The following is a 26,108-nucleotide window of genomic DNA, read 5'->3' as shown; positions in this document are numbered from 1 at the left end:
ACATTTATATTTTATTTCAGCGGCTTCATTTCAGCGGCAACAAAATATCGGTTTTCTGTTCATGTTCCGGTAATTCCTGATCAAGATGCAGATAGCGGAAATAAACCGGAAAATCCCGTAATTCCTCTTCGCTTTGTGGCAGCCATTCACGGTAAAGATAATAGACACTGTCGCTTATCCGGTCATACGCTCCGACATGACGAACCACCGCGCAACGCCCGCCCGGCAGTGTTTTGGCGATCACTCCCTGTGGGTTTTCGGGCACGTTGCCATTGGCCTGCGGGTCTAATTCGCCACAAACATCGAAACGAAATTCCTCGCCCGGCGTGACCAGCGGATCGTTATACGGAATGCCGTAAGTGCCGCGTTGTGTGTAATCCGAAAGCCCGGAGGCTTTACGCCATTCGATAAACGTTGCGACCGTATTGTTTACCCGCATCGGATCACCGAGATGTTCCAGCACTGCGACCCGCATCGGTTCCACTTCAATGATTTTGACTTCCATATTTACCAGCCTCTGCTGATTTTCCCTGCCGGGAAATTGAAAATGCACATGCCAGTCGACCCAGACAGGATTTTTGCGAAACTCACTGGGGCTCAGACCAAAAGTGTTTTTGAAGGCACGGGAAAACGACTCAGGATTTTCAAATCCGGCATCCAGCGCAATACCAATTACTTTTTCCAATGGGTTTTGTACCAGCCGGAACGAGGCGCGTTTCAGGCGCATCAAAGTGATGTAACGGCTAACGCTGACCCCGCAGAACTGACCGAACTGCCGGTGAAAGTGAAACCTGGAGAAACAGGCAACTTCACTGAGTTGTTCCACGGTTATCGGGCTGTCCAGATGCTGTTCTATATAGGCAAATACCTGCAGAAAACGTCGCTGATAAAGCCGGGCTTTGTCGTGATTCATTTCCTCTCCTTCATGGCCTGTACTTTACCTGCCGTGCGAGGGACTGTCCTGACTGAGATTGCTTTTTCAATGAAGCAGAAACGAAAATGGCCCGGATAAGGGCCATTTCTGATGCGAAGCGGAACGTTAAACCAGATGGATCTGGTTATAAGTCTGATTGTAGTCGCGGCGAAATTGCGCCAGTTCAAAAGGTTCGATATCCAGTTCCGCGAAATAAAACAGCGCCAGTTCGGCGTGTTCGCTGCTCAGCTGCGGCGGCAGATGGGCGCGCACCAGAATGTTACGCCAGCGGACGATGTTCTCATCTGAAGCATCTTTAATAAATGTCTGATAAATAAACACTACGTAGGCTGCTTTGCGGATCTCTTCAGCGTAGCCACCGCTTATGGAGCGGATAAACATCTGGCTCTGTCGTTTGCCCATTTCCAGCAGCATTGAATCAATATAAACCGGCTTAATTTTCAACAGACTGGCGAGAGACGCGTTCGCTTTGCGGGTGTCTGCCGTCATAAACCAATAACCCACAATAAAAACCACAACAATTGCAGCAAGCATAATCCATATCATTCTGGACTCTGGCCTCCGGCCTTTTCTGGCGTGATGTGAAAGGTGCATGCAACACCCGATGCGGGGAGTTTATCTGCTAATGACAGGAAATACGTGAAGGAGTGACAAAGAATTTGCGCCCGCTTCGCAGAATGTCATTGTAAGGTCATGGGATATTGATTAAATCAGATAAAAAAGCGTGAGCCCTTAAAGGAGTGACGGATGGCCAGAAACATTGAAATTAAAGCCAGGATTGATGATTTTTCAGCGATGTATGAAAAGCTGGCGCTGCTTGCTGACGGATTGCCGGACATCATTGATCAGGATGATACCTTTTTTATCTGTCCGCACGGACGGCTGAAATTACGCACTTTTTCGCCCGTTCACGGTGAACTGATTTTCTATCAGCGTCCGGATCAGGCAGGCCCGAAAACCAGCTTCTACCAGCTGACAGAAACCCATGATCCGGACAGCCTGCGTGAAACGCTGACGCTCGCTTATGGCGCTGCAGGTCGTGTCATCAAGCAGCGGACGTTATTCATGACCGGACAGACCCGTTTGCATCTCGATCGGGTAAAACATCTGGGAGATTATCTCGAGTTTGAAGTGGTGCTGGACGAGGGCGAAACGCCGGAATACGGCATTGCGATTGCTGAGGATTTACTGGAAAAGCTAGGTATCGAGCGGCAGGAACTGGTCGATCAGGCTTATGTCGATTTGCTCAATGCCAAAGGCAAACACCATCACGACTGAATTCATATTGCCGCCTGCCTCTGTCCTGCCTATTAAAAAGGGCAAGAAGGCGGCAATATGCGCAATGTTACTTCGTTTCTTCCAGCGAATACGGCAACGGCTGAATGCTCAGCTGGCTGGTGGCGTCTTCACGCACACGCAGATTCGCGTCGGCATCCAGATCGTTATTCAGCACGGCCTGAACCCAAACCGTGCCGTCGTTGAGCTGAACGGCAGACAGAACGGTACCGGTGCGACGCCAGTTTTCCCCGAGTTGCAATTCAAGGTCGTCTGCCGGAGCCGGCACTTTGCTCGCCTTGCCGGACAACCAGTAAAGCGCGCGTTTATTGGCACCACGGTATTTTGCGCGTGCGACCATTTCCTGACCGGCATAACAACCCTTGGTAAAGCTGATGCCGTCGAGCGCCTGAATGTTGGTCGCCTGCGGAATAAACTGCACGGCGTTAGGCGTATCGATCACCGGGAAACCGGCTTCGATATCCAGGGCCAGCCATTGCTGGCTGTCATTGCGCTGCGCCTGCTCACCTAATTCTTCGACCACCTGACGGGCTTTTTCCGGGCTGGTCACAATCAGATAACGTTCTGCCGGCAGAGAGAAATGCAGCAGGGTGGTTTCATCCTGTTGCACCACTTGCTGCTCTGCCGTTGGTAGTGTCGAAAAGAGACCTGTCAGCGCGGCACTGGCCTGGAAACCTGCCACACCGAGCAACACGACGTCGTCGTCCGCCGTGAACGTCACTTTGGAGAACACCGCATATTTCTTCATTTCGGTTAACTGAGTGTCGCGCAAATTGCGACGCTCAATAAACGCCATGCCATCTCCGCGTTTGAACAGACGAAGGTTGCTCCACATTTTTCCTTTCGCGTCACAATGCGCGCAAAGAACGTGGCTGTCGGCGGCCAGCGCATCAACATCTACAGTGACCTGACCTTGCAGGTACTTCATGGTGTCAGCGCCGGTCATGGTGACCAGCGCCCAGTCTTCCAGAGAGATCAGTGTCAGCGGCAGATGAGAGGACGCTGAAGGTTTTTGCGGTGGAAAGGGAAATTCGTTAGCCATTTTCTAATCCCGGTCAATGAAATGTGACTGATGCCTCATGGTAAAAGAGCCCACCCGCTTTGAAAACAGTTATTGGTGCCTTTTACGGGATGCCTTCCAGAGAATGTAAAACACCCGACATGTTTACAGCAGGTTTTACGGTACATCACGTAGATTGACAAAACAGGGCACTGAAAAGTTACGTTGCATGACGCGCCGCTGTTAGAATCATCGCAGACATAAAGAAACTCACGTTCTGTATCTCAACAAAGAGCCTTGTTATGGAAAGCAAAAATCAACTGGATATTAATAACCGTTCCCGAGTTCACTGGGCCTGCCGCCGTGGTATGCGCGAGCTGGATATTTCAATCATGCCGTTTTTCGAACATGAGTATGATTCGCTGAGCGAAGCCGATAAAGAGGTGTTTGTCCGCCTGCTGACCTGCGACGACCCTGATCTGTTTAACTGGCTGATGAATCACGGCGAGCCGAACGATACCGAATTGCAACGCATGGTCGCGCTTATCCAGACGCGAAACAAAGCCCGTGGCCCTGTGGCGATGTGATCTGAGGGTGTCCTGGCGCAGTCAGCTTTTCTCACTGGGATGTTACGGTACGGTGATGCTGCTGATTTTGCTGGCGCCCTGGCCTGCGGGTTACTGGCCTGTCTGGATGACGCTGCTGTTGTTGGTGCTGTTTGAATGCATCCGCAGTCAGCGTCGTATCACGGCACGTACCGGCGAAATTGTTCTGACGAATGATTACCGTCTTTTATGGCGCGGTCATGAATGGCATATTAAACAACCGGTGTGGTTGATAAGCCACGGCGCGTTGCTTTCACTGCGTCGCGAGAAGCTCAAAGGCGGTCTGGCACAGGCAATGCGCAGCAGGAGGCAGCGTTTGTGGCTGGCCTCGGACAGCATGAGTCAGGAAGAATGGCGGCATTTGCGCCAGATACTGCTGAACAGTCATCCGCGAAGCCCGGCAGAACCGGGCTGAAGTTTGCGTATTACCGTTTGCGGATAGCAACGTGTTACAGCAAGGCGTCCATTTCCAGCAGGATTTGCTCACACCACTGTTGCAGGCGTTCTTCGGTGAGATCAAACTGATTCACATCGTCGAGTGCCAGCCCGACGAAATGTTTACCATCGGCGCTCAGCGGTTTCGGGCTGGTAAATTCAAAGCCTTCCGTCGGCCAGAAACCGACAAAGCGAACACCCAGCGGCACCAGCTGATGGTAAAGCATTCCGAGCGCGTCGAGGAACCATTCGCCGTAGCCGAGCTGGTCGCCCATACCGTACATGGCAACAATTTTGCCGCGTAATTTAAGCGTAGGAAGTTGATTCCAGACGGCTTCCCAGTCTTCCTGAATTTCACCGAAATCCCATGTCGGGATGCCGAGGATCAGGATGCTGTAGTCTTCCATCACATCAGGATCAACATCTTTGATGTTGTGCAAATCAACCAGTTCTTCGCCCAGAATGTCGCGAATTTTTTCCGCAGCCATTTCGGTGTAACAGGTGCTGGAACCGTAGAAAAGTCCAATTTTCATGCTTGTTGCCATAACGTCATAAGAATACGAATGGCAGGCAGTGTAGCAGATTTGGATGCATGAAAGGCATAATGGCTGGCGCAGTATGTGCTCAGGAAACAGGAGTCGGGATGCCAAAACAAGATAATGTGAACACTCAGGACGTTACCACTGAGCAGGCTCAGCAGGCAGTAAATGAGGCCGACCAGAGCCTGACAGAGCAGTTTCTGGATATGCTGTGGATTGAGCGAAATCTCGCTGAAAATACGCTCTCATCCTACCGGCAGGATCTCAAAACGCTGCTGGGCTGGCTGCATCACAATAAGACTGATTTACTGCATGTCAGCGCGGAGGATTTACAATCTTTCCTCTCCGAGCGGATTGAGGGCGGATATAAAGCCACCAGTTCAGCGCGTCTGCTCAGTGCGATGCGCCGTCTGTTCCAGTATATGAACCGCGAATCTGTGCGGCAGGATGATCCGACAGCATTACTGTCTTCGCCAAAATTACCGCAGCGATTGCCGAAAGATCTCAGTGAAGCACAGGTTGATGCGCTGCTGGCTTCACCAAGCGTGGATGTTCCCCTGGAACTGCGCGATAAAGCGATGCTGGAACTGCTGTATGCCACCGGTTTGCGTGTTTCCGAGCTGGTCGGGCTGACGCTCAGTGACCTGAGTCTGCGACAGGGCGTGGTGCGCGTTATCGGTAAAGGGAACAAAGAACGTCTGGTGCCGATGGGCGAAGAAGCGGTGTACTGGATTGAGAATTATTTTGAGCACGGCAGGCCGTGGCTGCTGAACGGTCAGTCGCTGGATATCGTCTTCCCAAGCAATCGCGCGCAGCAAATGACGCGCCAGACATTCTGGCATCGTATCAAACACTATGCGATCCTTGCGGGCATTGATGCGGAACGGTTGTCACCTCACGTTCTGCGCCACGCTTTCGCCACCCACTTACTGAACCACGGTGCGGATCTGCGCGTGGTGCAAATGTTGTTAGGTCACAGTGACTTATCAACCACTCAAATTTATACCCATGTAGCGACAGAACGACTCAAACAGCTACATCAACAACATCATCCCCGTGCGTAACAGGCCGGAGAGAAAGGACGACATGATGAAAAAAGGTTTACTGCTGCTGACATTCCTGACCGCGTGTATGAGTTGTGCGGTCCATGCTGATGATGCAGCAATCAAGGCCACGCTGGGCAAACTGGGTATGAGCAATGCCGAGGTACAGTCTACGCCGGTGAACGGGCTGAGCGCCGTTTCCACCGACAGCGGTACGATTTACATCACCGAAGATGGCAAGCATGTTTTGCAGGGGCCGATGTATGACGTCAGCGGTACCAACCCGGTCAACGTGACCAATAAAGCGCTGGTGAAAAAGCTCGATGCGCTGCAAAACGAAATGATTATCTACAAAGCCAAAAACGAAAAGCATGTGATTACGGTGTTCACCGACATCACCTGCGGCTATTGCCACAAACTGCACCAGCAGATGCAGGACTATAACGATCTGGGTATCACGGTGCGTTATCTGGCATTCCCGCGTCAGGGGCTGAATTCCCAGACCGAGAAAGATATGCAGTCAATCTGGTGTACCGGCAACCGTAAAACCAATTTTGATGCGGCGATGCGTGGCGATGCAATTACACCGGCCACCTGTGCCACCAGCATTGCCAAACACTTTGAACTGGGCGTTCAGTTTGGCGTTACCGGTACTCCGGCTGTGGTGCTGGAAGACGGGACTTTGATCCCGGGTTATCAGCCGCCAAAAGAAATGGCCGCGATGCTCGATCAGCGGGATCCTTCACATAAAACGGGTGGTTGATTTTTCGTGACCTTGCAGACTCAACTTCGCCGCCGTGAGGCGGCAACGGGCGTGGATCTTCCCGCCGATCTTTCTCCGCTGTTGCGCCGTTTGTATCTCGCCCGTGGGGTGAAGGAGAGCCAGGAGCTTGAGCGCAGCGTGCGCGGAATGCTGCCTTATCAGCAACTTGACGGCATTGATACCGCAGTCGCGCTGTTGCAAAAAGCGCTGGCTGAACGTCTGCGTATTATTATCGTGGGCGATTTTGATGCCGATGGTGCAACCAGCACCGCGCTCACCTTGCTCTCGCTGCGCAGTATGGGCTGCGGGAATCTGGATTATCTGGTGCCGAACCGTTTTGAAGACGGCTACGGCCTCAGCCCGGAAGTGGTGGAACAGGCCGCATCGCGCGGTGCGGAGCTGATCCTGACCGTCGACAACGGTATTTCTTCTCACGCCGGGGTGACACTGGCCCACGAAAAGGGCATTCAGGTGCTGGTCACTGACCACCATTTACCGGGCGAAACATTGCCGGATGCCGAAGCGATTATTAACCCGAATCTGGTCGGCTGCGAGTTCCCGTCCAAATCGCTGGCAGGTGTCGGCGTGGCATTTTATCTGATGCTGGCGCTGCGCAGTGCATTACGTGACAGCGGCTGGTTTGAGCAAAACGGTCTGGCCATTCCTAATCTGGCGGAACATCTGGATCTGGTCGCGCTGGGCACGGTGGCGGACGTCGTGCCGCTCGATGCTAACAACCGCATCATGGTGTATCAGGGGCTGAATCGTATCCGTGCCGGAAAATGCCGGGCGGGGATCCGCGCGCTGCTCGAAGTGGCGGGGCGCGAAGCCCGCACATTGTGCGCCAGTGATTTAGGTTTTGCGCTCGGGCCACGGCTCAATGCCGCCGGTCGTCTTGATGATATGTCGGTCGGCGTGGCGCTGTTACTGAGTGAAGATATCGGTCAGGCGCGTGCGCTGGCCAGTGATCTGGATGCGCTGAACCAGACCCGCCGCGAGATAGAGCAGGGCATGCAGGTTGAAGCGCTGGCGCTGTGCGACAAACTCGAGCGCAGCACTGACGCGCTGCCGTTCGGGCTGGCGATGTACCATCCGGAATGGCATCAGGGCGTGGTCGGTATTCTGGCATCACGTCTGAAAGAACGCTTTAACCGGCCGGTGATTGCGTTTGCTCCCGCGGGCGCTGGTATTCTGAAAGGCTCCGGCCGTTCGATTGCCGGTTTGCATATGCGCGATGCGCTGGAACGCCTGGATACGCTTAACCCGGGTCTGATGATGAAATTTGGCGGACACGCGATGGCGGCAGGTTTGTCGCTGGAAGAAAGCAAGTTCGACGAATTTCGCGACAAGTTTGCCGGACTGGTGGGTGAATGGCTGGATCCTTCTCATCTGGAAGGCGTGGTCTGGTCGGATGGCGAGCTCTCCGCCCATGAGCTGACCATCGATACGGCTGAAATGCTGCGTGACGGCGGCCCGTGGGGACAGGCGTTTCCGGAACCGACCTTTGATGGCACCTTCCGTATCCTGCAACAGAAGCTGCTCAAAGAGCGTCATCTGAAGCTGATGATAGAACCCGTCGGCGGCGGTCCGTTGCTCGACGGTATCGCATTTAACATCGACCCAACGTTCTGGCCGGACAGCAGCATCCGCGAAGTGCAGCTGGCGTACCGGCTGGATATCAATGAATTTCGGGGAAATCGCAGTGTTCAGCTGATTATCGAACATTTGTGGCCGAAATAAGCGCTTTTCACGCTGAATAAACCCTGCAAAAAAACGGCTCCTTGCTATAAAAACACCGCTAATTCCGTTAGAATTGGCGGTTCGAATGGCATTGGGCCAACTCCGAATCTAACGTAAGACGCGAAAAATCATGTTTGAAATTAATCCGGTTAAAAACCGCATTCAGGACCTGTCCGAGCGGACAGTCGTTCTTCGGGGGTATCTTTGACTATGATGCCAAGAAAGAACGCCTCGAAGAAGTAAACGCCGAGCTGGAACAGCCGGACGTGTGGAACGAGCCAGAACGCGCACAGGCGCTGGGCAAAGAACGTTCCTCGCTGGAAGCTATCGTTGAAACCATCGATGAGTTGTTGCAGGGCGCGGAAGATGTGACCGGCCTGCTGGAGCTGGCTGTTGAAGCTGACGATGAAGACACCTTCAATGAAACGGTTGCCGAACTTGATGCCCTGACCGCTAAGCTGGAACAGCTGGAATTTCGTCGCATGTTCTCCGGCGAATACGACAGCGCGAGCTGCTACCTTGATATCCAGGCGGGTTCCGGTGGTACGGAAGCGCAGGACTGGGCGAGCATGCTACTGCGTATGTATTTGCGCTGGGCAGAAGCCAAGGGTTTCAAAACAGAAGTTATCGAAGAATCTGACGGTGATGTTGCCGGGCTTAAGTCTGCGACTATTAAGATCATCGGCGATTATGCGTTCGGCTGGCTGCGTACTGAAACCGGCGTTCATCGTCTGGTGCGTAAGAGCCCGTTCGACTCCGGTGGCCGTCGCCACACGTCTTTCAGTTCCGCGTTTGTGTATCCGGAAGTGGATGACGATATCGAAATCGAAATTAACCCTGCCGACCTGCGTATCGACGTATACCGCGCGTCCGGTGCGGGTGGTCAGCACGTCAACAAAACGGAATCTGCGGTACGTATTACCCACCTTCCGACCAACATTGTGACTCAGTGTCAGAACGACCGCTCCCAGCATAAAAACAAAGATCAGGCCATGAAGCAGATGCGTGCGAAGCTTTATGAGTATGAGATGCAAAAGAAAAATGCGGACAAACAGCAGCTGGAAGACAACAAGTCTGACATCGGCTGGGGCAGCCAGATTCGTTCTTACGTGCTGGATGATTCCCGAATCAAAGATTTACGCACGGGCGTCGAAACGCGAAATACGCAGGCCGTACTGGATGGCGACCTGGATAAATTCATTGAGGCAAGTTTGAAAGCCGGGTTATGAGGAACCAAAATGTCTGAGCAACAACCAGCAGCGCAAAGTGCAGAAAACGTACCAGACCTTAACAACGAGCTGAAATCTCGTCGTGAGAAGCTGGCTTTACTGCGCGAATCCGGTATCGCTTTCCCTAACGATTTCCGTCGTGACAGCATTTCTGATGAATTGCATGCGAAATATGGCGAAAAGACCAACGAAGAACTGGAAGCATTAAACATCGAAGTCACCGTCGGTGGCCGTATGATGACCCGCCGTATCATGGGCAAGGCGTCTTTCGTGACACTGCAAGATGTCGGCGGCCGTATCCAGCTTTACGTGGCGCGTGATGATCTCGTTGAAGGCATCTATAACGAGCAATTCAAAAAATGGGATCTGGGCGATATCTTGGGCGCGACCGGTAAGCTGTTCAAAACCAAGACCGGCGAACTGTCGATCCATTGTTCTGAACTGCGTCTGCTGACCAAAGCACTGCGTCCGTTGCCGGATAAATTCCACGGCTTGCAGGATCAGGAAGCGCGTTACCGTCAGCGTTATCTCGACCTGATCGCTAACGATGATTCCCGTAAAACCTTCAAGATCCGTTCTCAGATCATGTCGGGTATCCGCAGCTTCATGGTGGAAAACGGCTTCATGGAAGTCGAAACCCCGATGATGCAGGTGATCCCTGGCGGTGCAGCGGCTCGTCCGTTCATCACTCACCACAATGCGCTCGACATCGACATGTACCTGCGTATCGCGCCGGAACTGTATCTGAAACGTCTGGTTGTGGGTGGTTTTGATCGCGTATTCGAAATCAACCGTAACTTCCGTAACGAAGGCGTTTCTCCGCGTCACAACCCAGAGTTCACCATGATGGAACTCTACATGGCGTACGCGGATTACAAAGACCTGATCGTTCTGACCGAAACTCTGTTCCGCACTCTGACCGAATCCGTTCTGGGCAGCAGTGTTGTGCAGTACGGCGAACAGACCTTCGATTTCGGCAAACCTTTCGCCAAGCTGACCATGCGTGAAGCGATTTGCAAATACCGTCCGGAAACCAACGTTGCTGATCTCGACGATCTGGCCAAAGCGACCGCTATCGCAGAATCTATCGGTATCAAAATCGAGAAGAGCTGGGGTCTGGGCCGTATCGTGACTGAGATCTTCGAAGAAACCGCAGAAGCGCAGCTGATCCAGCCGACCTTCATTACCGAGTACCCGGCAGAAGTTTCTCCGCTGGCGCGCCGTAATGACGACAACCCTGAAATCACTGACCGTTTCGAGTTCTTCATCGGTGGCCGTGAAATCGGTAACGGCTTCTCTGAGCTGAACGATGCACAAGACCAGGCGCAGCGCTTTGCTGACCAGGTTTCTGCCAAAGATGCAGGCGATGACGAAGCGATGTTCTTCGATGAAGACTACGTGACAGCGCTGGAACACGGCCTGCCACCGACTGCCGGTCTGGGCATTGGTATCGACCGTATGGTTATGCTGTTCACCAACAGCCACACCATCCGCGACGTTATCCTGTTCCCGGCGATGCGTCCGCAGACACAGAAATAAGTTTCTTCAGAAACAACAAAAGGGCGCTCCGGCGCCCTTTTTCATGCCACAGATCACGCCACGCGCTAACTGCTTAAAACTCCAGCGCTTATCTGCAATCACGCCTTGCTCCGCCGTCGTAACCGGTTATAATGCCAGTCGCACACCGATGCGGGTGTAGTTCAATGGTAGAACGGCAGCTTCCCAAGCTGCATACGAGGGTTCGATTCCCTTCACCCGCTCCAAAAGTACTTCCCAGACCTTCCGTAAGCATCCGAAAAAACCAATAAAATCAAATGAATTAGCCGGTTTTCAGTCCGCTAGCGTCCGAGCTCATCCCTTGAAAGCCAGTGTCTGATGTGTATATGATCGCGTATAGTTTTTCTATACACACGGATTCCTATACACAATGCCTCTGACAGAACTACAAATTAAAAAGGCTAAGCCCACAGAAAAGCCTTACACCCTGAGCGATGGCCTGGGTTTATCACTTCTTGTTGAGCCCAACGGCAGTAAAGCTTGGCGTTTTCGCTATCGTTTTGACGGTAAACCCAAAATGCTGTCATTAGGAACCTATGAGCACGTTTCCCTGGCTGATGCGCGACAAAGGCGTGATGAATCTCGTCGAATGGTTGCATCAGGTGTTAATCCAAGCACATTGAGGAAAGAGCAGAAAGCCGCAAAAACTCTTTCAGCAACTAACACCTTTGAAGCGATTACCCGTGAATGGTATGAGCATCGTTATGACCGTTGGTCGGCATCATACCGAACTGAGATGATGGATACCTTTGAGAAAGATGTATTTCCGTATCTTGGTTTTCGTCCTATAGCAGAAATTAAGCCTTTAGAGCTTTTGGCAATGCTTAGACAGGTTGAAAACAGGGGAGCTACAGAGAAAGTACGCAAGGTGCGCCAGAGGTGTGGTGAGGTTTTCCGTTACGCTATTATCACTGGTCGCGCCGAGTACAATCCCGCGCCGGATCTCGCCTCAGCGATGAAACCCCATAAGGCCAATAATTATGCACATCTGGCCGCCCATGAATTACCTGAGTTCTTAAGTGAGTTAAACGCATATACCGGCAGCGTGATCACCAAAATTGCGACCCAGCTTCTAATCCTCACTGGATTACGACCAGGTGAAGTACGTAGGGCGCAATGGTCTGAAATCGACATGGAGAATAGGGTGTGGGAAGTACCCGTCGAGCATATGAAAATGGGGCGTCCTCATTTGGTGCCGTTATCTAAACAGGCAATAGGTTTACTTGAACAAATCAGAATCGTGACTGGCCGTTATGAACTCATTTTCCCAGGGCGAGACTTTAGAAAACCTATCAGTGAAGCCTCTATAAACCAGGTGATGAAACGCATTGGTTACAATGGTAGAGCAACCGGTCACGGATTCAGACATACCATGAGCACAATATTGCATGAGAAAGGTTATAACTCTGCTTGGATCGAGCTACAACTCGCTCATGTTGATAAGAACAGCATTAGGGGCACGTATAACCACGCTTTGTATTTGGATGGGCGTCGGGAGATGATGCAGTGGTATGCGGATTATATGGATAGTTTTGGCATCTGAATGATATAGGTCCGATACCTTAACGGTTTTCATTGTATCCAAACTCACGCTGAACAGGTGACTTAGAAAAAAAGATTTATTAGAAAAGTGTTCACAGTGTTCACTTTTCTATTTATTCATTATATTTCAATTGATTATGTGGTGATCACCTTGTGCTGAGCTGTTCATTCCTGTTCACTTTCAGGTGATCACCTACCTTGCCATATGAAAAAACCGGCCTGAGCCGGTTTCTGTTTAAACTCGATTGATGTCGCTCTTTGGCAACCAATCAGCTTCGCAGTCCGCGTTTAATATCAGATTGGTTTGCACGCCCTGATTGGTCTTTCTCTTTAAAAATTCAATCTCATACTCTTTCATCGTTTGCGGGATGAACTTGCCGAAGTGTGAGAGAGTGATCGGGTGTTGATGCCCGCGCGCCTCCATAAATGACAGGTAGGCGTGATAAAGGTATTTGCGGGGATTCGACGGACGTATGTTTCCGTTGCCCATATATAAACCACTCGGTGACGGAACCGCGAGCAGGTAACCGCAAAAATCGACCAGTGAATCTGAACTCCGTTTAATTTCCAGCGCTTCGTCGGAGTTTTGCTGCTCTTCCAGTAGTGCGCGGGCTTCGCCAGGCTCTGCAAAGCGTTCCATCAGATGGCGGACAATTACCGCGAGCTCTCCCTCTATTTTCTCGATCAGTTTTGGGTCGCGTTCCTTAGCCGATATGACTTCGGGGAAGGTAATGATCACCCGCCGGCGCGATACGCCGCCGCTGCGGTCACTGAACTGCATCGGGTTGTTGTTCACTGCCAGGATCACCGCCGGAATGTGTGCTGAATAAGCGTCACGGTATTTCGGGTCAATGGCTACCGCATCGCCGCCGGTGATGGCTTTAATCCCTGCGCCGTCGCCGCTCCATTTCTCCTGATCGGGTAAGATGATCAGTGAGTATCCCACCAGGGAAGCCCGTTCACGGGAGGACTCCAGCGTTTCGATGCTGGCGGAGGTGGTATTGTCATTCCCTGCAAGCATGCGCGCTATGGCTGCCATGACGCTTTTACCACTGCCGCCTGGTCCTGTCACCTCAAGGAACAATTGCCAGTCATACCGGTTCGCCAGCACCATGAAAAGCGCCGCAAGAATGCGCTCTTGCTTTTCGCTTTGCTGGTTTGCCGCCCGCGTCAGCCATTGCCAGAAGTGAGGGGCATGCTCGGCAAGATTTTCCCCTTGCTTGGCCTGCGAGTAATCCACGCTGTTGACGGTACGCAACCAATTATCTTTGCGGTGAGAGCTAAAAATTCCGGTGCGGGTGTCAAAAACGCCATTGCGAAAACCAATTAAGTGACGTGCGGGCTTGCTCATTTCAGGCACCATGAGCTTTAGGGTTTCGATCATGCCGCTAATCAGTGGCGCTGAAAAAGGCGCTTGTGCTTTCTGAAATAGAGCGGCAATTTCACGGCTGAGGATCCTGTGCGGCAATACCTGCCAAGCACCTTCCTCATAGCGGCAAAGATCTTCCCCCACCGGAGGCATAGCCAGACGGTGTTCATAATGGACTATCAACAGTTCACACTTCTCACTCTGGCTCATGGCCTTGAGGTCGGCATCACTGACCGTTTCAAAGGGGCTCTTAGGAGATTGCTGAGTAAAAGCGCGGAGCTGTTCGAGCGCTTTGTCACGACCTTCCTGCATGAATACATCGTTCCAGTCACCGGCGATTAAGGGGATCGCAACCTTCCCGTTGACCAGATTTGCGGCTTCTTTCGCTTTTTTCTGTCCTGTGCCGTTCTCATCATTATCTGCGGCCATAAGCAGCAGGGCGTCAGGATATTTCTCTCGCAGGCACTCAGCCAGATGTGGGAAGTTATTGGCACCCATCGTCACATACACGGTTTCACCCGTCAGCGCATGTATTGTCAGACCCGTTGCATAGCCTTCTGCCATCCAGATAACGGTGTTGTCGTTCCCTTCAAAATGATGAGCGGCGCCGGTTACCTGCCCACCTGCAAGTGTGCATTTTTTCCCCGCCCCGTTAATAAGCTGGGCGTTGACCAGGTGACCCGACAAATCATACAGCGGAATGACCAGGTCACCCGCCGCGAAATCTATTCCGCCTACGTGCAGACCGCTGCCCTGTAAGTTCAGCGCTTCCTTATCCGGCCAGCCTTTATTCTTCAGATAGGCATTGCCTGCCGCTTTACGGGCGGCATTCACCAGCGCTTTGGCCTGACCGGCTGCCCTATGGCGGGCATTGTCTTTTTGCTTTTGTTCTGCGGCCTCGTCGTGATGAACCGCAAGAGGCTGAACCTCTCCCAGAATTTCAGCCACCTTCACGGCGGCTTCTTTCACACTGATATCCAGTTTTCTCTCAACCAAGTTTAATCCGTCACCGGCACCGCATTGGTTACATATCCAGGTGCCTCTTCCTTCACGATTATCGAAGCGAAAGCGGTCTTTTCCCCCGCAAACGGGGCAGGGAGAATGATGCCCGTGAGGGGCAACGTTTATTCCCAGCGCGGAAAGAAGTTGAGGCCAGCGGCCTTTTGCGGCGCTCACGGTGTTTTGTACAATCATTTGTGTCATGTGCGCCTCTGTCAGTGCAGCGTGGTATGTGGAGTGGTGTGAAGACAAGGCCGGAACAGCTCGTCCATCATGGATTCTCCCAGCGGTGTCAGGCGGGGTTTTGCCACCAGAATATCGGGCTGCACCATATCGCGGAGCATGGCACAGGCGATGTCCATACCCAGCTTTGCGCCGTGCTGACGGACATAGTAGCTTTCGACTTCTTTTGCGATGGTCATTTGCAGTTCATCAAGCGAGTAGCCGGTTTCAACGCCGTAGGCGGTACAGGCATCGAGATAAGCCTGTGCCAGGGCGCGCCGGTAGAGGGCGGTGAGCACTTCAACCGGCAGACAGGACTGCTGAGTCATATTCATTCGTAGACATCCTCCATTTGCGTTTTGATGGCGGTTTCACAGGTGTCTACCACTTTGCCGAGCTGGTCAGTGAGCAGTGCAACCATTGAGGCCATTGAGTTCAGCTGATCGCCGCTGGGCACGTGCCCTAACGAGTCCTGGGTATCAAGCATGTCGAGGAACATCACGCCGACATTGTGCGCGTGTTGCAGGCGCAGGAAATCAGCATGCGGAATAGGATAATGGGTGTTGGGGAAATAGAAGGAAGCGAGCTTGTTCATGCAGCCTCCTGAGCGGGCAGGCGACCGGCAAAGCACAGCACATAGTCACGGGCAAGCAGGCGACGGGCAGAATGTTCACTGTCGGCAGCGGAGCGCAGCATGCAGACCGGCGCTTTAGGTTCAGCACGGCGAACGGCGGCGAACAGGAACGTAAATTTAGGGTGTGGCGTGGCGGAGTTGATTAACATATGAATAGGATCCCTTGTTAGCTGGTTACAGCTACCACCGGAGTTCCTACACTCATGGGTGGTAGCCCAGACGGGGGTAGGAATACCGGCAACAAAGGAAACCGGCCAGCCCGAAGGCTGCCCCGCCTGAGCCACCATTGCTTGATAGACACAACGGATCAGAAACCATTGTGCAAATAACAGGTGCGCTAAGGCATCGACATAAAAAAACACGCCTGGCGCGTGTTGTGTCGCCTTTGTTAAACACGGGTTCCTACGCCCGGCTGCCGATTTTGCGGCAGCACAAAAACTATAGAGCAGGCGCTTGCCAGAGAAAAGCCTTTTTTGCTGCATGGGCGCTTTCTCCTTAGCAATCGGTCAGGACTTGATCGGACTGCTGCGGATTTGATCGGAAGTGTGAATCATCCTCTGAACTAACGCCTTCGGCTGTTACGGATAGCACGCCCAGGTTATCGCTGGTAAACGCAGGCAAGGGATTTTTTCTACCGCAGGCGGCAGCCATCAGGCCTTCAGCCAGGTAGGCAGCCTCTTGTGTATTGAGCTGGATATTATGATGACCGACAGACAGAGAAATCATTGCATGGTCTCCTGAGTACGTGCGGCGATACGGTCATTCATCCAGCTCTCAATCTCGGAGGCCAGCCAGGCCACGTTCTTGCCACCGAGAGAAATCTGGGCAGGAAATTGCTGACGGCTGATTAAGTCGTAAAGGGTGGAGCGGGAGAGGCCAGTAGTGTGGATCACTTCCGGCAGTCGCATAAAGCGATCGCGTGGGTAGGCCGGTGGCATCACAGGGGGAGAAGTAGGGGGCGTATTTTGAGCGGTGGAGAGCATGGTGCTACCTCATAATTGTATCCGGCTGGACACGTCCAGTACCGGCTGTTTCGTTAAGGAGCCCCCTATTGTGAGAATATTTTTTCTTTTAGCAACAAGCCTTTGAACGACAAAATACCTGAAATGCTTTGTGTTTTTTTTAATGGGATTTGAGCCACTTTGCCAATGATTGCCAATGTTAATCAATAATGCTCAATGCTACTCAGTAGGTTATTTTACGCTCAGTTGGTTGAGCTGTTTTAACGATTGAAACTCCAGTATCAATAGGAATAAACATTAATTTATTTTGGGCTAGCCAGAAAAAAGGCTTTTGAAGACAGTGAACAGTCGTGAACAGTGAGTGAATACCTTTAGATGAAGTGTTCACTGCTTAACTTAATGATTTTATTCATTTTTAATTTAAAGTGAACAGTAGTGAATAGTATTTATAGAAATATAAATTCTTTCCTCTTTCCTGCTTTACTTCCCTGCCCGTTGTACCAACGCTGAGCAAACGCCATCAGATAGAAATGTTGTGCCAGCCTCCCCACAATATCCTCACATTGACAACACATTGCTGAGGTAAGCCATGAAACCCGATTCAACCAAAACCGTCGAAGTCGTTATCCAGGATTTTCTTCAGGTCAAAGCCGGTCACAACGAAAAGCCATCATCAGGAAACGCGGAAGGTGCCATCCAACACTTTGAACAGGCCAAAGCGGCGTTTGCTGAGAAAAAGCGTGCACTTGATGAAATTGAAAGTTCAATTGCCCGATGCGCCCAGGAAAAAGAAACGGCGAACAGCGAAATCAAAGAGAACGAAGAGAGCTGGCGTTCACGTTTTCGCAAGTCACGCGGGGTTATGACTGACGAACTCAAGAACGCGCACAGTCAGCGGGCTATTCAGCAGGGGTTAGTAAAAGAGTTTGATGACCTTATTGAGGAGTTGAGTGTCGAGAAACAGTCGGCGATGTTGCATTGTGCTAATGCTGGTGGAGCGTTGATTAGCGCCCACCGCAGCGCACTGAATGCCTATGCTGATACACAGTGGCGCATGGCCATCAACAATCTCAGTCCGGCGCTAGTTCGTGCGGTAAAGCTGAAAGTGCTGGCGTTATCCAACGTCAGTTATCAGGAAACACAATCCGGTCATTATGTAGAGCCCGCCAAAATTGTCAGCGCTGAAATTGGCAAGGCGCTTGTCGGGGCGGCTAGCATAGGTCAGTTCAACATGGATGCAGAACCTATGTTGGAGAAAATCGGGACGCATTCTCCTGCGCTTCCTGGTGTCGATATGGGGCTGCTGCAAAGCCCGATAAAAAGACAATTGCTGGCTCAAAAACTCTCCCAGCGTATCAATTCAAATAAGGAGTAATAGCAAATGATGCGCTGCCCGCTTTGCAGCTCTGTTTCTCACATTCGCACAAGCCGTTATATCACCGAACAGACAAAGGAGTCTTATTATCAGTGCACCAGGCTGGCATGCTCATGCGCATTTAAAACAAATGAAAGTGTCAGTAAAATCGTTAAAAGAGAAAATCTAAAGCATAAAAATATAAATTTCGGCTTGTCTCAATCCCCCAAAAAATAATCTCAAGTGCCGCTTTCGAAGAAGGCGGTATTTTTCATTAATGCAGTGCAAAACCGTCCCTCCGGACAGCCTTTTCTCTGGCTAGCCTGCCCTTGTGAGCTCTGCATGCATAGGGTGCATGGTTTTGCATGCAATCCGGCGTGCTAAAAAGGGCTCAAAACCCTTGCAACACGGGCTTTCAGAGGTTTTATTTCATGCATTAAAACCAGTGGGCTAAGTCAGCAGCGGGCAGGCGGGGAGAATTGCGCGCGCCGAGGTGTGGCAGAAGAAAAGGTTGCCGGCCTGCTCCAACTGAAACATTTCCACCTTCTCTATGGTTTGTTTAATAGAAAGGTTACTTACCATGACATTTTTTATATTTATTACCAGAGCCACATGGGCAGGGCTCATTCCTACCTACTTTAATTTTTGTCATGTTTATATTTTTTCTAGAAAATCTTCTACTCAAATCTTTCATTATAATTTCATTTTTAACTTCTTCTATAGTTAACAAGTAACCAATATCACCATCTAAATGATTGTTTTTTGTATACTCCACATCAAAAGTAACACTATGTTTTTTTAACAAATCATTAAGCTCTCTTTGATTTATTTTTTTATTTGAAAAAGTTCGATTGATGTAAACTAGATCTTCTGAACGAATTGGGCATCCGTTAGGTTCTGTTGCGATAACACAAAGTTTATCTACACTATCATATTTATTTAATACGTAGGGTATATAGGCATAGATGCAACCTACTCGGGCATGCCTGTAGTCGGCGTCTGAATCTGAAATATTTCTTGGGAAGAAAAGAAATAAATAAAACTTCCCTTTTTCATCTAAGGACTCAACGAGCCTTGCGGAAGGCTTTCTTGAATGAGATTTCTCAAATTTTTCCACATAACTTCTTGATAAAAAATATCTAGATTTACGGCTTTCTTTGGCGAGCTCTCTAACTGCTAGCTCGTGTGTCATAAAGTCATGTTCTTTAAAAAAACCAACGTTGCTCGACAATATACTATCAGAAAATATCCTTATTAGATCATCCCAATACTCACTTCCTTTTTTCATGGCTTGTGAATATTTAAACCAATGTGTTGATCGATAATAACACCACTCATTTTCAGGAAGAATTGCAAAATTCTCATCTTTCAAAAAATCCTCATTAAGGATTTTTTTGTTATTCATCAAATAAGTGGCGAGTATTTCCTCCTCCCCTGGGCTAACTTTTAATGCACCAATTCTTACGACTCTTTCTCTTTCTTTTATATAATCCAAGAAATCAGAAGTGGTATTTAGCTCTGTCAATACAATGCTAAGAGAAGTTTCATCAAAAAAATGGATAAAGGTTTTGCTTCTATCAATATCGCCGATGCAAAAAGGGAATTCTAAACATTCCACTCCATCAAATACAAAGGCGTTGAATAATGTGGGTGAACTTCCCGGAGCAATGCTATCATAAAAATCCTGCGCAACTCTTGAAACGTTGTTAATAACACCTATTAGATGGAATTTAAAATCATTATGTATTTCAAAAGGAAGTGAGTTTTTGCATTCTTTATCAAGAAATATTCTACTTGGATACCTCTTTATAAAGTTCTCTGCCCCATAAAGTTGGTCTGACGACTCTAATACTGATTTCTTATACCAGCGTTTCCACGCAACTTCTAAGGTCTTGGTAGAATTAAATTTGATGTTCTTATCTGAGAAGATAATTACATCTTTATCAAAAACCACAATTAAGTCACATACTTCCTTGCCGGTTTTGTTTTTTGAATATCCCTCATCACTATAAATATTTGCATAAGACCATAGTCCCATAAAAGCAGTGTCTGCTAAATCAATTAATTTTTCTTCAGAACTGTTGAAACCAGTGTTTTTAGTTATTTTCCTTAGCATTATATAGGCCTCGCCTTTTTTATTTATCGATAAATCTCAACTGTGTTATTTCAAAGCTTTAAACGCTGCCACGGCACTGGCGAAGGCAGCAATAAATGAGAATACTGTTGCCCAGACCATACGTTTCTGGATTTTAGTCGATTCAACGTAACGTTGTTCCTCTTCGATATATTTGTTAAGTGTCATTAGTGCTCTTCCATTAACAGTATAGTTACCCCCATGAGTTTTAGTTAGTTCGCCATTAATCACAAATGCCTCAAGCGTAAGGGTTAATTGTTTTCTCATTCTATCTTTTTCATCATGATAAAACCACAATTTACCAAAAACGACTGACATAATATTGATATGGCTAATACCGCCCCCTTCTTTTTGGTCAAGATATAAAGAAATTACCGCCGATAAAACATCATGTAGATTTTTTATTTCTTTACGCTGTTTTCGATAACGATACTTTTCTCGGCTGCTAACCCAGTTATCCTTAATAGCCGATAATTTAAATTTCATCTCACGCCACCAAGTAAGGTCTTTCAGGGTGGTAAATCTTAATTCATGGGCTTTGTAGTAATAAATCCCTGAAAAGGACTCTGAGACCAAACCATCTGGATTTAAATTTTCTGGAATATTGAATATATTTTGCTCTGAATTCCACCTCAGTACACTAATTTTATTATTTTCATAACCTTTAAAAAGATACTCCTGACCACTATCGAGATGGGTGATATACACGGAATACGCATCATAATGGATGGCAGTTTCATAGTTAAGAGTGATACGGTCAGGTGTTTTTTTCTTTTCGAATTTAGCAAGGTAATGACGAATGTTCATTTACTACTCCTAAACACTGCTTTTAGTGGTTTCTACATCTTAACTTAGCCGCATTCGAGTTTACAGGCAGTTTATCGAATGCTCCGAGAGCCCCGCACTCTCAGTTTTTTTGACTACCCGCCGCGACAGGACTTTTTTAATTCTATGTTTTAAAAACTTCTCTTTTATGATGCAACCGATGTGCCTCTGAGAGATCTCCCTGCAGGACGCTCACCCGCAGTAGCAATTTTTCAGAAAAATAATGTGCGCGAAATGGCAAGGATGGTTTCCGTGCAAATGCTATATGCTATGTCTCCGAGGGGTTACTTGCTACCATATGAGTATCTGGGGGAACATTGCAATTACCCGCCGTTGGAGCGTTGACCTTTCGCTGTCCCTCCGGCCATTCGGGTTTACTCTGTCAGTGGAAGTTTCACCGAATGTGGTAATTCCGCCAGATAAATCTGTTTTAGTTGATATTTTTTCATTTAGCTTTTTTTGAAGTCCGATACATTTAAATAATTGACTTCTAAGTCAGCTTATCGTTGACAGCTGCCTGTCAATGTAGTTTGGTCGGGTTAGATTCTGTTGGCGATAGTCAACTAAAACGCAAATGGGTGTCAGGTGGCCAATCGAATGCAAATAGCCGTGTCGTGATAACAGCGCGTTTGGGATAAATATCGAGGCCAACATATTAAGTTTCACATACAGAGACGAGCTGTGATGAACCACAGTTAGTAAATTAGAAAACCGCATAGAGCAAGGTTGTCTACTAAAGGCAGAGTGAGGGGAAGTGTATAGTAATGTGTATACTAAATTAACTTAATGATATTTAATTCATTATTATCATTTGTTTATCTTTAAATTACCGTTCCCTTCACCCGCTCCACTACGTCTTCCAGTAACATCCCATAAAGTCTTCCAAACCCAGTAAATACGTCACTTCATGCACAATCTTGCTTCAGCCTTGTCCTCTGCTACCGGTTAGTTGTCAAAATTAGCGGGCAGGAGACGATACGGCGCTCAGGAAATTACCTGTCGAAACCTTACTTAATGATTATAAACACGTAATTAATGTATTAATTACGTGTTTAATCATTTACAGGCGCAATGTATAATTAAACTCCTTCTTTAATTGTTTATCAATTAATTTATATAACAAAGATGAAATATATTCATCATATTGATGAGTAATTATTTTACTGTTTTAAAAATAATTTGTTTTTTAATAATTAACAAATCATCACCAGTAAATATTAAAAGTAAAAGGATTTAGTTATGATTGATAAAAAGTTTGAACAGGCGATGACGCCAATTTTATTAGGTGCTATTAAGTATGCGCGCTCGCGATTACCTCTGAAGGCAACGAATAAAATTTATCGGGATAAAGGTTTGGTTAGCCATATGATGCCCAAAGATCCGAAGCGTTGGAGTTTACATACGGCACAAGCAGATGCCATTCGGCTCAAGTCTCTGCGCAGTTTTCGTGAGCAAGGTTTGTCTCCGCGGGAAAGAGCCAATGCCCTTGAAAGGGATTACATTAACCGAATCCCACACGCAGGAAACTGTGGTGAAAATTCAGTTCTTGCATTTTACTATCTTTTGGACCGAGTCAGTCGTCTGGATGGAGCCGCCGGAAGACAGGTTCAAATTTTGCGCGTTTATATGCCAGCGCCCGTTGACCATGCTTTTGTTTTGATTGGCACCCGGCCTGCGGGGTTTACCAAACTACTCCTCGAGAATACGATGATTTGCGACCCGTGGACTAAAATTATGTGTTCGCTGGATGATTTTGACGAGCTCTGGCGATTAAAAATGAAGAAGTGGTCTGATCGTGGGCTTTCTGGTCAATGTGGTGAGGGATGGTACGATCACTATCGTGACAGCTGCTCCCTTAATACCGTTGTAGTAGGTAAAATACAAATAGACGGGCAACGCTTTGAGTCAGGAGATCCTTCAGGACTCCATTCTTTGGTCGGGGGGATTTCCTTCCGGTAATGACATGATATTCCCAATATGATGTTTGGATAATAGTCAGAATTCATTAATATTCACCTGATGTATATCAGGTGAATATTAAAATGAAATAGTGAACGAGTAAGGTCGCCTTTTGATTTCCCCGCCGGGGTCATTCATTACACAACGGCAACACTTCCCGCATTCCTGTCCGCATAAATTGTTTACGTATTTTAGTTTACGCTAAACAATTATTTATTCTTGACCTGTAACCCACGCGGCAGATTATTGTTATCCACCTGCGGTAAACCGGTAGCAGCAGAAGAAGTCAGCAAGCCGGTCTCCACATAGTTTTGCAGCTTCTCGCGAGTATCGGTGATATCCAGATTACGCATGGTCAGTTGGCCGATACGGTCATCCGGTGAGAACACGGATTCGCCTTTTTCCATGGTCAGGCGCTCTGGTTTGTAGGTCAGATTCTCAGAGACCGTATTCATGATGGTGTAGTCATTACCGCGACGCAGTTCCAGCGTGACTTCGCCGGTGATTTCGCTGGCGACCCAACGCTGTGCGGAGTCACGCAGCATCAGCGCCTGTGGATCAAACCAGCGCCCCTGATACAGCAGACGACCCAGCACGCGGCCATTCGCATGATATTGCTCGATGGTGTCTTCGTTATGGATACCGGTCAGCAGACGCTCATAAGCGATGTGCAGCAGCGCCATTCCCGGGGCTTCGTAAATACCACGGCTTTTGGCTTCGATTATACGGTTTTCAATCTGGTCGCTCATGCCTAAACCGTGACGGCCACCGATGCGGTTGGCTTCCATCATCAGCTCAACGCTGTCGTCAAACGTCGCGCCGTTTAAGGCAACCGGATAACCACGTTCAAAACGGACAACCACTTCCTCCGCTTTCACGACCACATTCTCGTCCCAGAATTTCACGCCCATAATCGGGTTAACGATTTTGACGCCGGAATCGAGGAATTCCAGATCTTTGGCTTCGTGGGTTGCGCCCAGCATGTTGGAGTCAGTGGAATAGGCTTTCTCGGTCGACATTTTGTAATCGAAACCGGACTGAATCATGAATTCGGACATCTCATGACGGCCACCCAGTTCATCGATAAAGTCGGTATCCAGCCACGGTTTATAAATCTTCAGTTCAGCATTGGTCAGCAGACCGTAACGATAGAAACGCTCGATGTCGTTACCTTTGTAAGTGCTGCCGTCACCCCAGATATTCACGCCATCTTCTTTCATCGCGGCAACCAGCATAGTCCCGGTCACGGCACGGCCCAGCGGCGTAGTGTTGAAATAAGTCACACCGGCGGTGGTGTTATGGAACGCGCCACACTGAATGGCGGCGATGCCTTCGGCAACCAGTTGTTTACGGCAATCAATCAGGCGAGCTTTCTCTGCACCGTATTCCATCGCTTTACGCGGAATGGCATCGTAATCTTCTTCATCAGGCTGGCCCAGGTTGGCAGTGTAAGCATAAGGGATCGCGCCTTTTTTCTGCATCCACAGCAGCGCTGCACTGGTGTCCAGACCGCCGGAGAAAGCGATACCCACACGCTGGTTGATAGGAAGGTGCTTGAGAATAGTTGTCATCGATAAAATCCTGTATGAATTAGGGCTGTCTGCTAAAGGTTTCAATGCCTATATTGATATCGCAAAACCGGGGTCAGGTAAAAGACATTTTGCATATTCATGTGCATTTTATTGCATAATTATACAAAAGTCATGCCTGAGGCGGTGTTTCATTCAAAAATCATTCAGTACGCGCAAAGGCCCCCGATACTCATAAAGATGACCATACTGCTGTTTTCGAGCTCTTTTGACTACAACTGATAATCGCTTCCCGTGGGCTGGTGTGCCAGGCGTTGCGTGTTCTGTGACTTCACATGCCTGAGTCTATTGCTGATTTATTTATAAACTCTGTTCTTGTAGAACAACGGATTATGTAACGCTATTGTTCAGTGGCTGCCGGCACCTCCCTGGTATCTGTCATCCGGCAGCAAGGCAAAGTGTATGTGCATAATAAAATAAGCAAACGTTCTTTCCGATTAACCCACACGCGCCCGCCTGTGGGTTTTTTTTAATTAAAAATCTCACCGGTTTTAAATTAAATAAACAATAACTTCGCATTTCTACATTAAGGCGTAATGTACTTCTGTCAGATGTTTTTCATCATTATTCCCTGTTATGATCCTTTTTGGATTATGGAAATCTTAATTTTTTTGCCCGACTTGTTCGGGCTTTTTGTTATGAAGAGTGAGTGAGTTATTTTTAAACCCTGAAAACTTTGAAAAACCAGTAAAAAATAATGCAACATGCTGCTTTTAAATATTAAAGGTAAAGAAGTGCGCTATTTCTGGTTACCCCTGTTTCTGTTCAGTGTGTTTAACTCCCCCGTTCAGGCGGGTATTGTTAAAGAAAATAAAGACAAACTGGATGATGACCCGACGAAAGTCACGACCAAAGTGGGGCTCTCGTGGGCGAATAATTTTGAACTGAATGACGGGAACACCACGTTTTCAGGATCGCTGGCTCTGGATGAAGTCAGGAAAGTGAATTTGCACGTCAACAGTGATGCCAGTGAATGGCGCGTGGGTGGCTCATGGTTATTTCCGGTCGGTATTGTTAACTTTAATTTCGGGAAAAATGAATATATTAATGGAGCGACGCAAACCAATTATTCCATCGGAACATTTATTCCCCTGAGTTACTTCGGCTTTACACCCGCTGGTTTTCAAATTTTCCCCATGGCAGGCTACACCTATAACACTGGTGAGGTCTCAGTGTGTAGCGCCTGTAACTCTCCCGGCCTTAGCAGTCTCCCTTCGGCAGATAACGGCTTTAATACCATGACCGTCTCAGGTGGCAGCGGTTATCTCGGCGCATTCGCACTCAAACCCCTTTCAGAAAATGTCAGGTTGATAAGTTTTGTGGGAAGTTCTTTTGGTTCAGAAAACAGAGACGGGGAAAATTATAAAGGATATTGGGG

25 protein-coding genes, 1 tRNA gene and 2 pseudogenes are annotated in these 26,108 nt (G+C 48.8%); 14 read left to right on the top strand and 14 right to left on the bottom strand.

The annotated features are described in order from the left end of the window. Nucleotides 1-25 precede the first annotated feature (25 nt). A complete protein-coding gene (locus tag D6C13_RS20835) occupies nt 26-913 on the bottom strand; it encodes an AraC family transcriptional regulator (protein WP_120134570.1) in 888 nt (295 codons plus the stop codon). A gap of 126 nt (nt 914-1,039) precedes the next feature. Beyond that, nucleotides 1,040-1,480, bottom strand: coding sequence for a DUF1198 domain-containing protein (locus D6C13_RS20830; protein ID WP_120134569.1), 441 nt, complete (start codon nt 1,478-1,480; stop codon nt 1,040-1,042). A 201-nt stretch (nt 1,481-1,681) separates the two neighbouring features. Here D6C13_RS20830 and D6C13_RS20825 point away from each other — a divergent pair, with 201 nt between their 5' ends. After that, entirely contained in the window at nt 1,682-2,212 is a 531-nt protein-coding gene (locus D6C13_RS20825) for a class IV adenylate cyclase (RefSeq protein ID WP_120134568.1), read from the top strand. Nucleotides 2,213-2,279: 67 nt separating this feature from the next. Here the strand turns inward: D6C13_RS20825 and ygfZ are convergent, their stop codons facing one another. Further along, on the bottom strand, nt 2,280-3,272 hold the full coding sequence (gene ygfZ / locus D6C13_RS20820) for a tRNA-modifying protein YgfZ (RefSeq protein ID WP_120134567.1): 993 nt from the start codon (nt 3,270-3,272) through the stop codon (nt 2,280-2,282). Nucleotides 3,273-3,550: 278 nt separating this feature from the next. Between ygfZ and sdhE the strand changes: the two genes are divergently transcribed. Further along, nucleotides 3,551-3,817 (top strand): FAD assembly factor SdhE, encoded by a 267-nt coding sequence (gene sdhE / locus D6C13_RS20815; protein ID WP_112291258.1) that lies wholly within the window; start codon nt 3,551-3,553, stop codon nt 3,815-3,817. Then, entirely contained in the window at nt 3,798-4,250 is a 453-nt protein-coding gene (locus D6C13_RS20810) for a protein YgfX (protein WP_120134566.1), read from the top strand. Before sdhE ends, D6C13_RS20810 begins: the two co-directional genes overlap by 20 nt. Before the next feature lie 34 nt (nt 4,251-4,284). Here D6C13_RS20810 and fldB read toward each other — a convergent pair whose 3' ends face one another. After that, nucleotides 4,285-4,803 (bottom strand): flavodoxin FldB, encoded by a 519-nt coding sequence (gene fldB / locus D6C13_RS20805; protein WP_120134565.1) that lies wholly within the window; start codon nt 4,801-4,803, stop codon nt 4,285-4,287. A 110-nt stretch (nt 4,804-4,913) separates the two neighbouring features. Here fldB and xerD point away from each other — a divergent pair, with 110 nt between their 5' ends. The 7 genes from xerD to D6C13_RS20770 all read left to right on the top strand — a co-directional run bounded on the left by xerD (nt 4,914) and on the right by D6C13_RS20770 (nt 12,684). Continuing rightward, nucleotides 4,914-5,873: a site-specific tyrosine recombinase XerD gene (gene xerD / locus D6C13_RS20800; protein ID WP_120134564.1), complete on the top strand. Its 960-nt coding sequence runs from the start codon at nt 4,914-4,916 to the stop codon at nt 5,871-5,873. Between the two features lie 25 nt (nt 5,874-5,898). Beyond that, nucleotides 5,899-6,615 (top strand): bifunctional protein-disulfide isomerase/oxidoreductase DsbC, encoded by a 717-nt coding sequence (gene dsbC / locus D6C13_RS20795; protein WP_120134563.1) that lies wholly within the window; start codon nt 5,899-5,901, stop codon nt 6,613-6,615. Nucleotides 6,616-6,621: 6 nt separating this feature from the next. Next, a complete protein-coding gene (gene recJ, locus D6C13_RS20790) occupies nt 6,622-8,355 on the top strand; it encodes a single-stranded-DNA-specific exonuclease RecJ (RefSeq protein WP_120134562.1) in 1,734 nt (577 codons plus the stop codon). Between the two features lie 130 nt (nt 8,356-8,485). Further along, nucleotides 8,486-9,584, top strand: a protein-coding gene (prfB, locus tag D6C13_RS20785) for a peptide chain release factor 2 (protein WP_120134561.1) whose coding sequence is annotated in 2 segments (ribosomal slippage) — nt 8,486-8,560 and nt 8,562-9,584 — 1,098 coding nt in all. Because the reading frame shifts where the segments join, the coding sequence is not laid out codon by codon here. Nucleotides 9,585-9,593: 9 nt separating this feature from the next. Next, nucleotides 9,594-11,123, top strand: a complete 1,530-nt coding sequence (gene lysS / locus D6C13_RS20780; RefSeq protein ID WP_120134560.1) for a lysine--tRNA ligase — start codon at nt 9,594-9,596, stop codon at nt 11,121-11,123. 150 nt (nt 11,124-11,273) lie between these two features. Beyond that, nucleotides 11,274-11,347, top strand: a tRNA-Gly gene (locus D6C13_RS20775). Nucleotides 11,348-11,511: 164 nt separating this feature from the next. Continuing rightward, on the top strand, nt 11,512-12,684 hold the full coding sequence (locus D6C13_RS20770) for a tyrosine-type recombinase/integrase (RefSeq protein ID WP_120134559.1): 1,173 nt from the start codon (nt 11,512-11,514) through the stop codon (nt 12,682-12,684). 234 nt (nt 12,685-12,918) lie between these two features. Here the strand turns inward: D6C13_RS20770 and D6C13_RS20765 are convergent, their stop codons facing one another. From D6C13_RS20765 to D6C13_RS20740, 7 genes and pseudogenes are all read right to left on the bottom strand, one after another. After that, nucleotides 12,919-15,255 carry a primase-helicase zinc-binding domain-containing protein gene (locus D6C13_RS20765; RefSeq protein ID WP_120134558.1) on the bottom strand — a complete coding sequence of 779 codons (2,337 nt, stop codon included), beginning with the start codon at nt 15,253-15,255 and terminating at the stop codon, nt 12,919-12,921. A gap of 11 nt (nt 15,256-15,266) precedes the next feature. Next, the gene (locus tag D6C13_RS20760; RefSeq protein WP_120134557.1) at nt 15,267-15,608 is read right to left on the bottom strand and encodes a DUF5375 family protein; all 342 of its coding nucleotides are present in this window, start codon (nt 15,606-15,608) and stop codon (nt 15,267-15,269) included. Then, the gene (locus D6C13_RS20755; protein ID WP_120134556.1) at nt 15,605-15,868 is read right to left on the bottom strand and encodes a hypothetical protein; all 264 of its coding nucleotides are present in this window, start codon (nt 15,866-15,868) and stop codon (nt 15,605-15,607) included. The genes D6C13_RS20760 and D6C13_RS20755 overlap by 4 nt, the downstream gene beginning before the upstream one ends. Then, nucleotides 15,865-16,056: a host cell division inhibitor Icd-like protein gene (locus tag D6C13_RS26150; protein ID WP_341868027.1), complete on the bottom strand. Its 192-nt coding sequence runs from the start codon at nt 16,054-16,056 to the stop codon at nt 15,865-15,867. Before D6C13_RS26150 ends, D6C13_RS20755 begins: the two co-directional genes overlap by 4 nt. Nucleotides 16,057-16,080: 24 nt before the next feature. Beyond that, nucleotides 16,081-16,389: pseudogene (locus D6C13_RS26145) on the bottom strand (ash family protein); the annotation flags it as partial. Nucleotides 16,390-16,402: 13 nt separating this feature from the next. Next, nucleotides 16,403-16,633: a hypothetical protein gene (locus tag D6C13_RS20745; RefSeq protein WP_120134554.1), complete on the bottom strand. Its 231-nt coding sequence runs from the start codon at nt 16,631-16,633 to the stop codon at nt 16,403-16,405. Then, nucleotides 16,630-16,890 (bottom strand): helix-turn-helix transcriptional regulator, encoded by a 261-nt coding sequence (locus D6C13_RS20740; RefSeq protein ID WP_120134553.1) that lies wholly within the window; start codon nt 16,888-16,890, stop codon nt 16,630-16,632. Before D6C13_RS20740 ends, D6C13_RS20745 begins: the two co-directional genes overlap by 4 nt. A gap of 568 nt (nt 16,891-17,458) precedes the next feature. Between D6C13_RS20740 and D6C13_RS20735 the strand changes: the two genes are divergently transcribed. Both D6C13_RS20735 and D6C13_RS20730 read left to right on the top strand, forming a co-directional pair. Beyond that, the gene (locus tag D6C13_RS20735) at nt 17,459-18,244 is read left to right on the top strand and encodes a capsid protein (RefSeq protein ID WP_120134552.1); all 786 of its coding nucleotides are present in this window, start codon (nt 17,459-17,461) and stop codon (nt 18,242-18,244) included. Nucleotides 18,245-18,250: 6 nt separating this feature from the next. After that, nucleotides 18,251-18,460 (top strand): ogr/Delta-like zinc finger family protein, encoded by a 210-nt coding sequence (locus tag D6C13_RS20730; protein ID WP_120134551.1) that lies wholly within the window; start codon nt 18,251-18,253, stop codon nt 18,458-18,460. Nucleotides 18,461-18,794: 334 nt separating this feature from the next. Here D6C13_RS20730 and D6C13_RS26225 read toward each other — a convergent pair. Together D6C13_RS26225 and D6C13_RS20720 are read right to left on the bottom strand one after the other, a co-directional pair. Continuing rightward, a pseudogene (locus D6C13_RS26225) lies at nt 18,795-18,863 on the bottom strand (SEC-C metal-binding domain-containing protein); the annotation flags it as partial. Nucleotides 18,864-20,384: 1,521 nt separating this feature from the next. Further along, a complete protein-coding gene (locus D6C13_RS20720) occupies nt 20,385-21,164 on the bottom strand; it encodes a hypothetical protein (RefSeq protein WP_120134549.1) in 780 nt (259 codons plus the stop codon). Nucleotides 21,165-22,421: 1,257 nt separating this feature from the next. On the opposite strand from D6C13_RS20720, the gene D6C13_RS20715 reads away from it, so the two are divergent. Further along, a complete protein-coding gene (locus D6C13_RS20715) occupies nt 22,422-23,141 on the top strand; it encodes a hypothetical protein (protein ID WP_120134548.1) in 720 nt (239 codons plus the stop codon). A gap of 209 nt (nt 23,142-23,350) precedes the next feature. Here the strand turns inward: D6C13_RS20715 and argG are convergent, their stop codons facing one another. After that, the gene (gene argG, locus D6C13_RS20710) at nt 23,351-24,712 is read right to left on the bottom strand and encodes an argininosuccinate synthase (RefSeq protein WP_120134547.1); all 1,362 of its coding nucleotides are present in this window, start codon (nt 24,710-24,712) and stop codon (nt 23,351-23,353) included. 722 nt (nt 24,713-25,434) lie between these two features. Between argG and D6C13_RS20705 the strand changes: the two genes are divergently transcribed. Beyond that, a partial coding sequence (locus D6C13_RS20705; RefSeq protein WP_208642926.1) for a hypothetical protein occupies nt 25,435-26,108 on the top strand: 674 nt, incomplete at its 3' end.

It is taken from the genome of Rahnella woolbedingensis (assembly GCF_003602095.1).
GTDB lineage: Bacteria > Pseudomonadota > Gammaproteobacteria > Enterobacterales > Enterobacteriaceae > Rahnella > Rahnella woolbedingensis.
The sequence above is the reverse complement of the archived record's forward strand: the minus strand, read 5'-3'. Positions and strand labels throughout refer to the sequence as shown.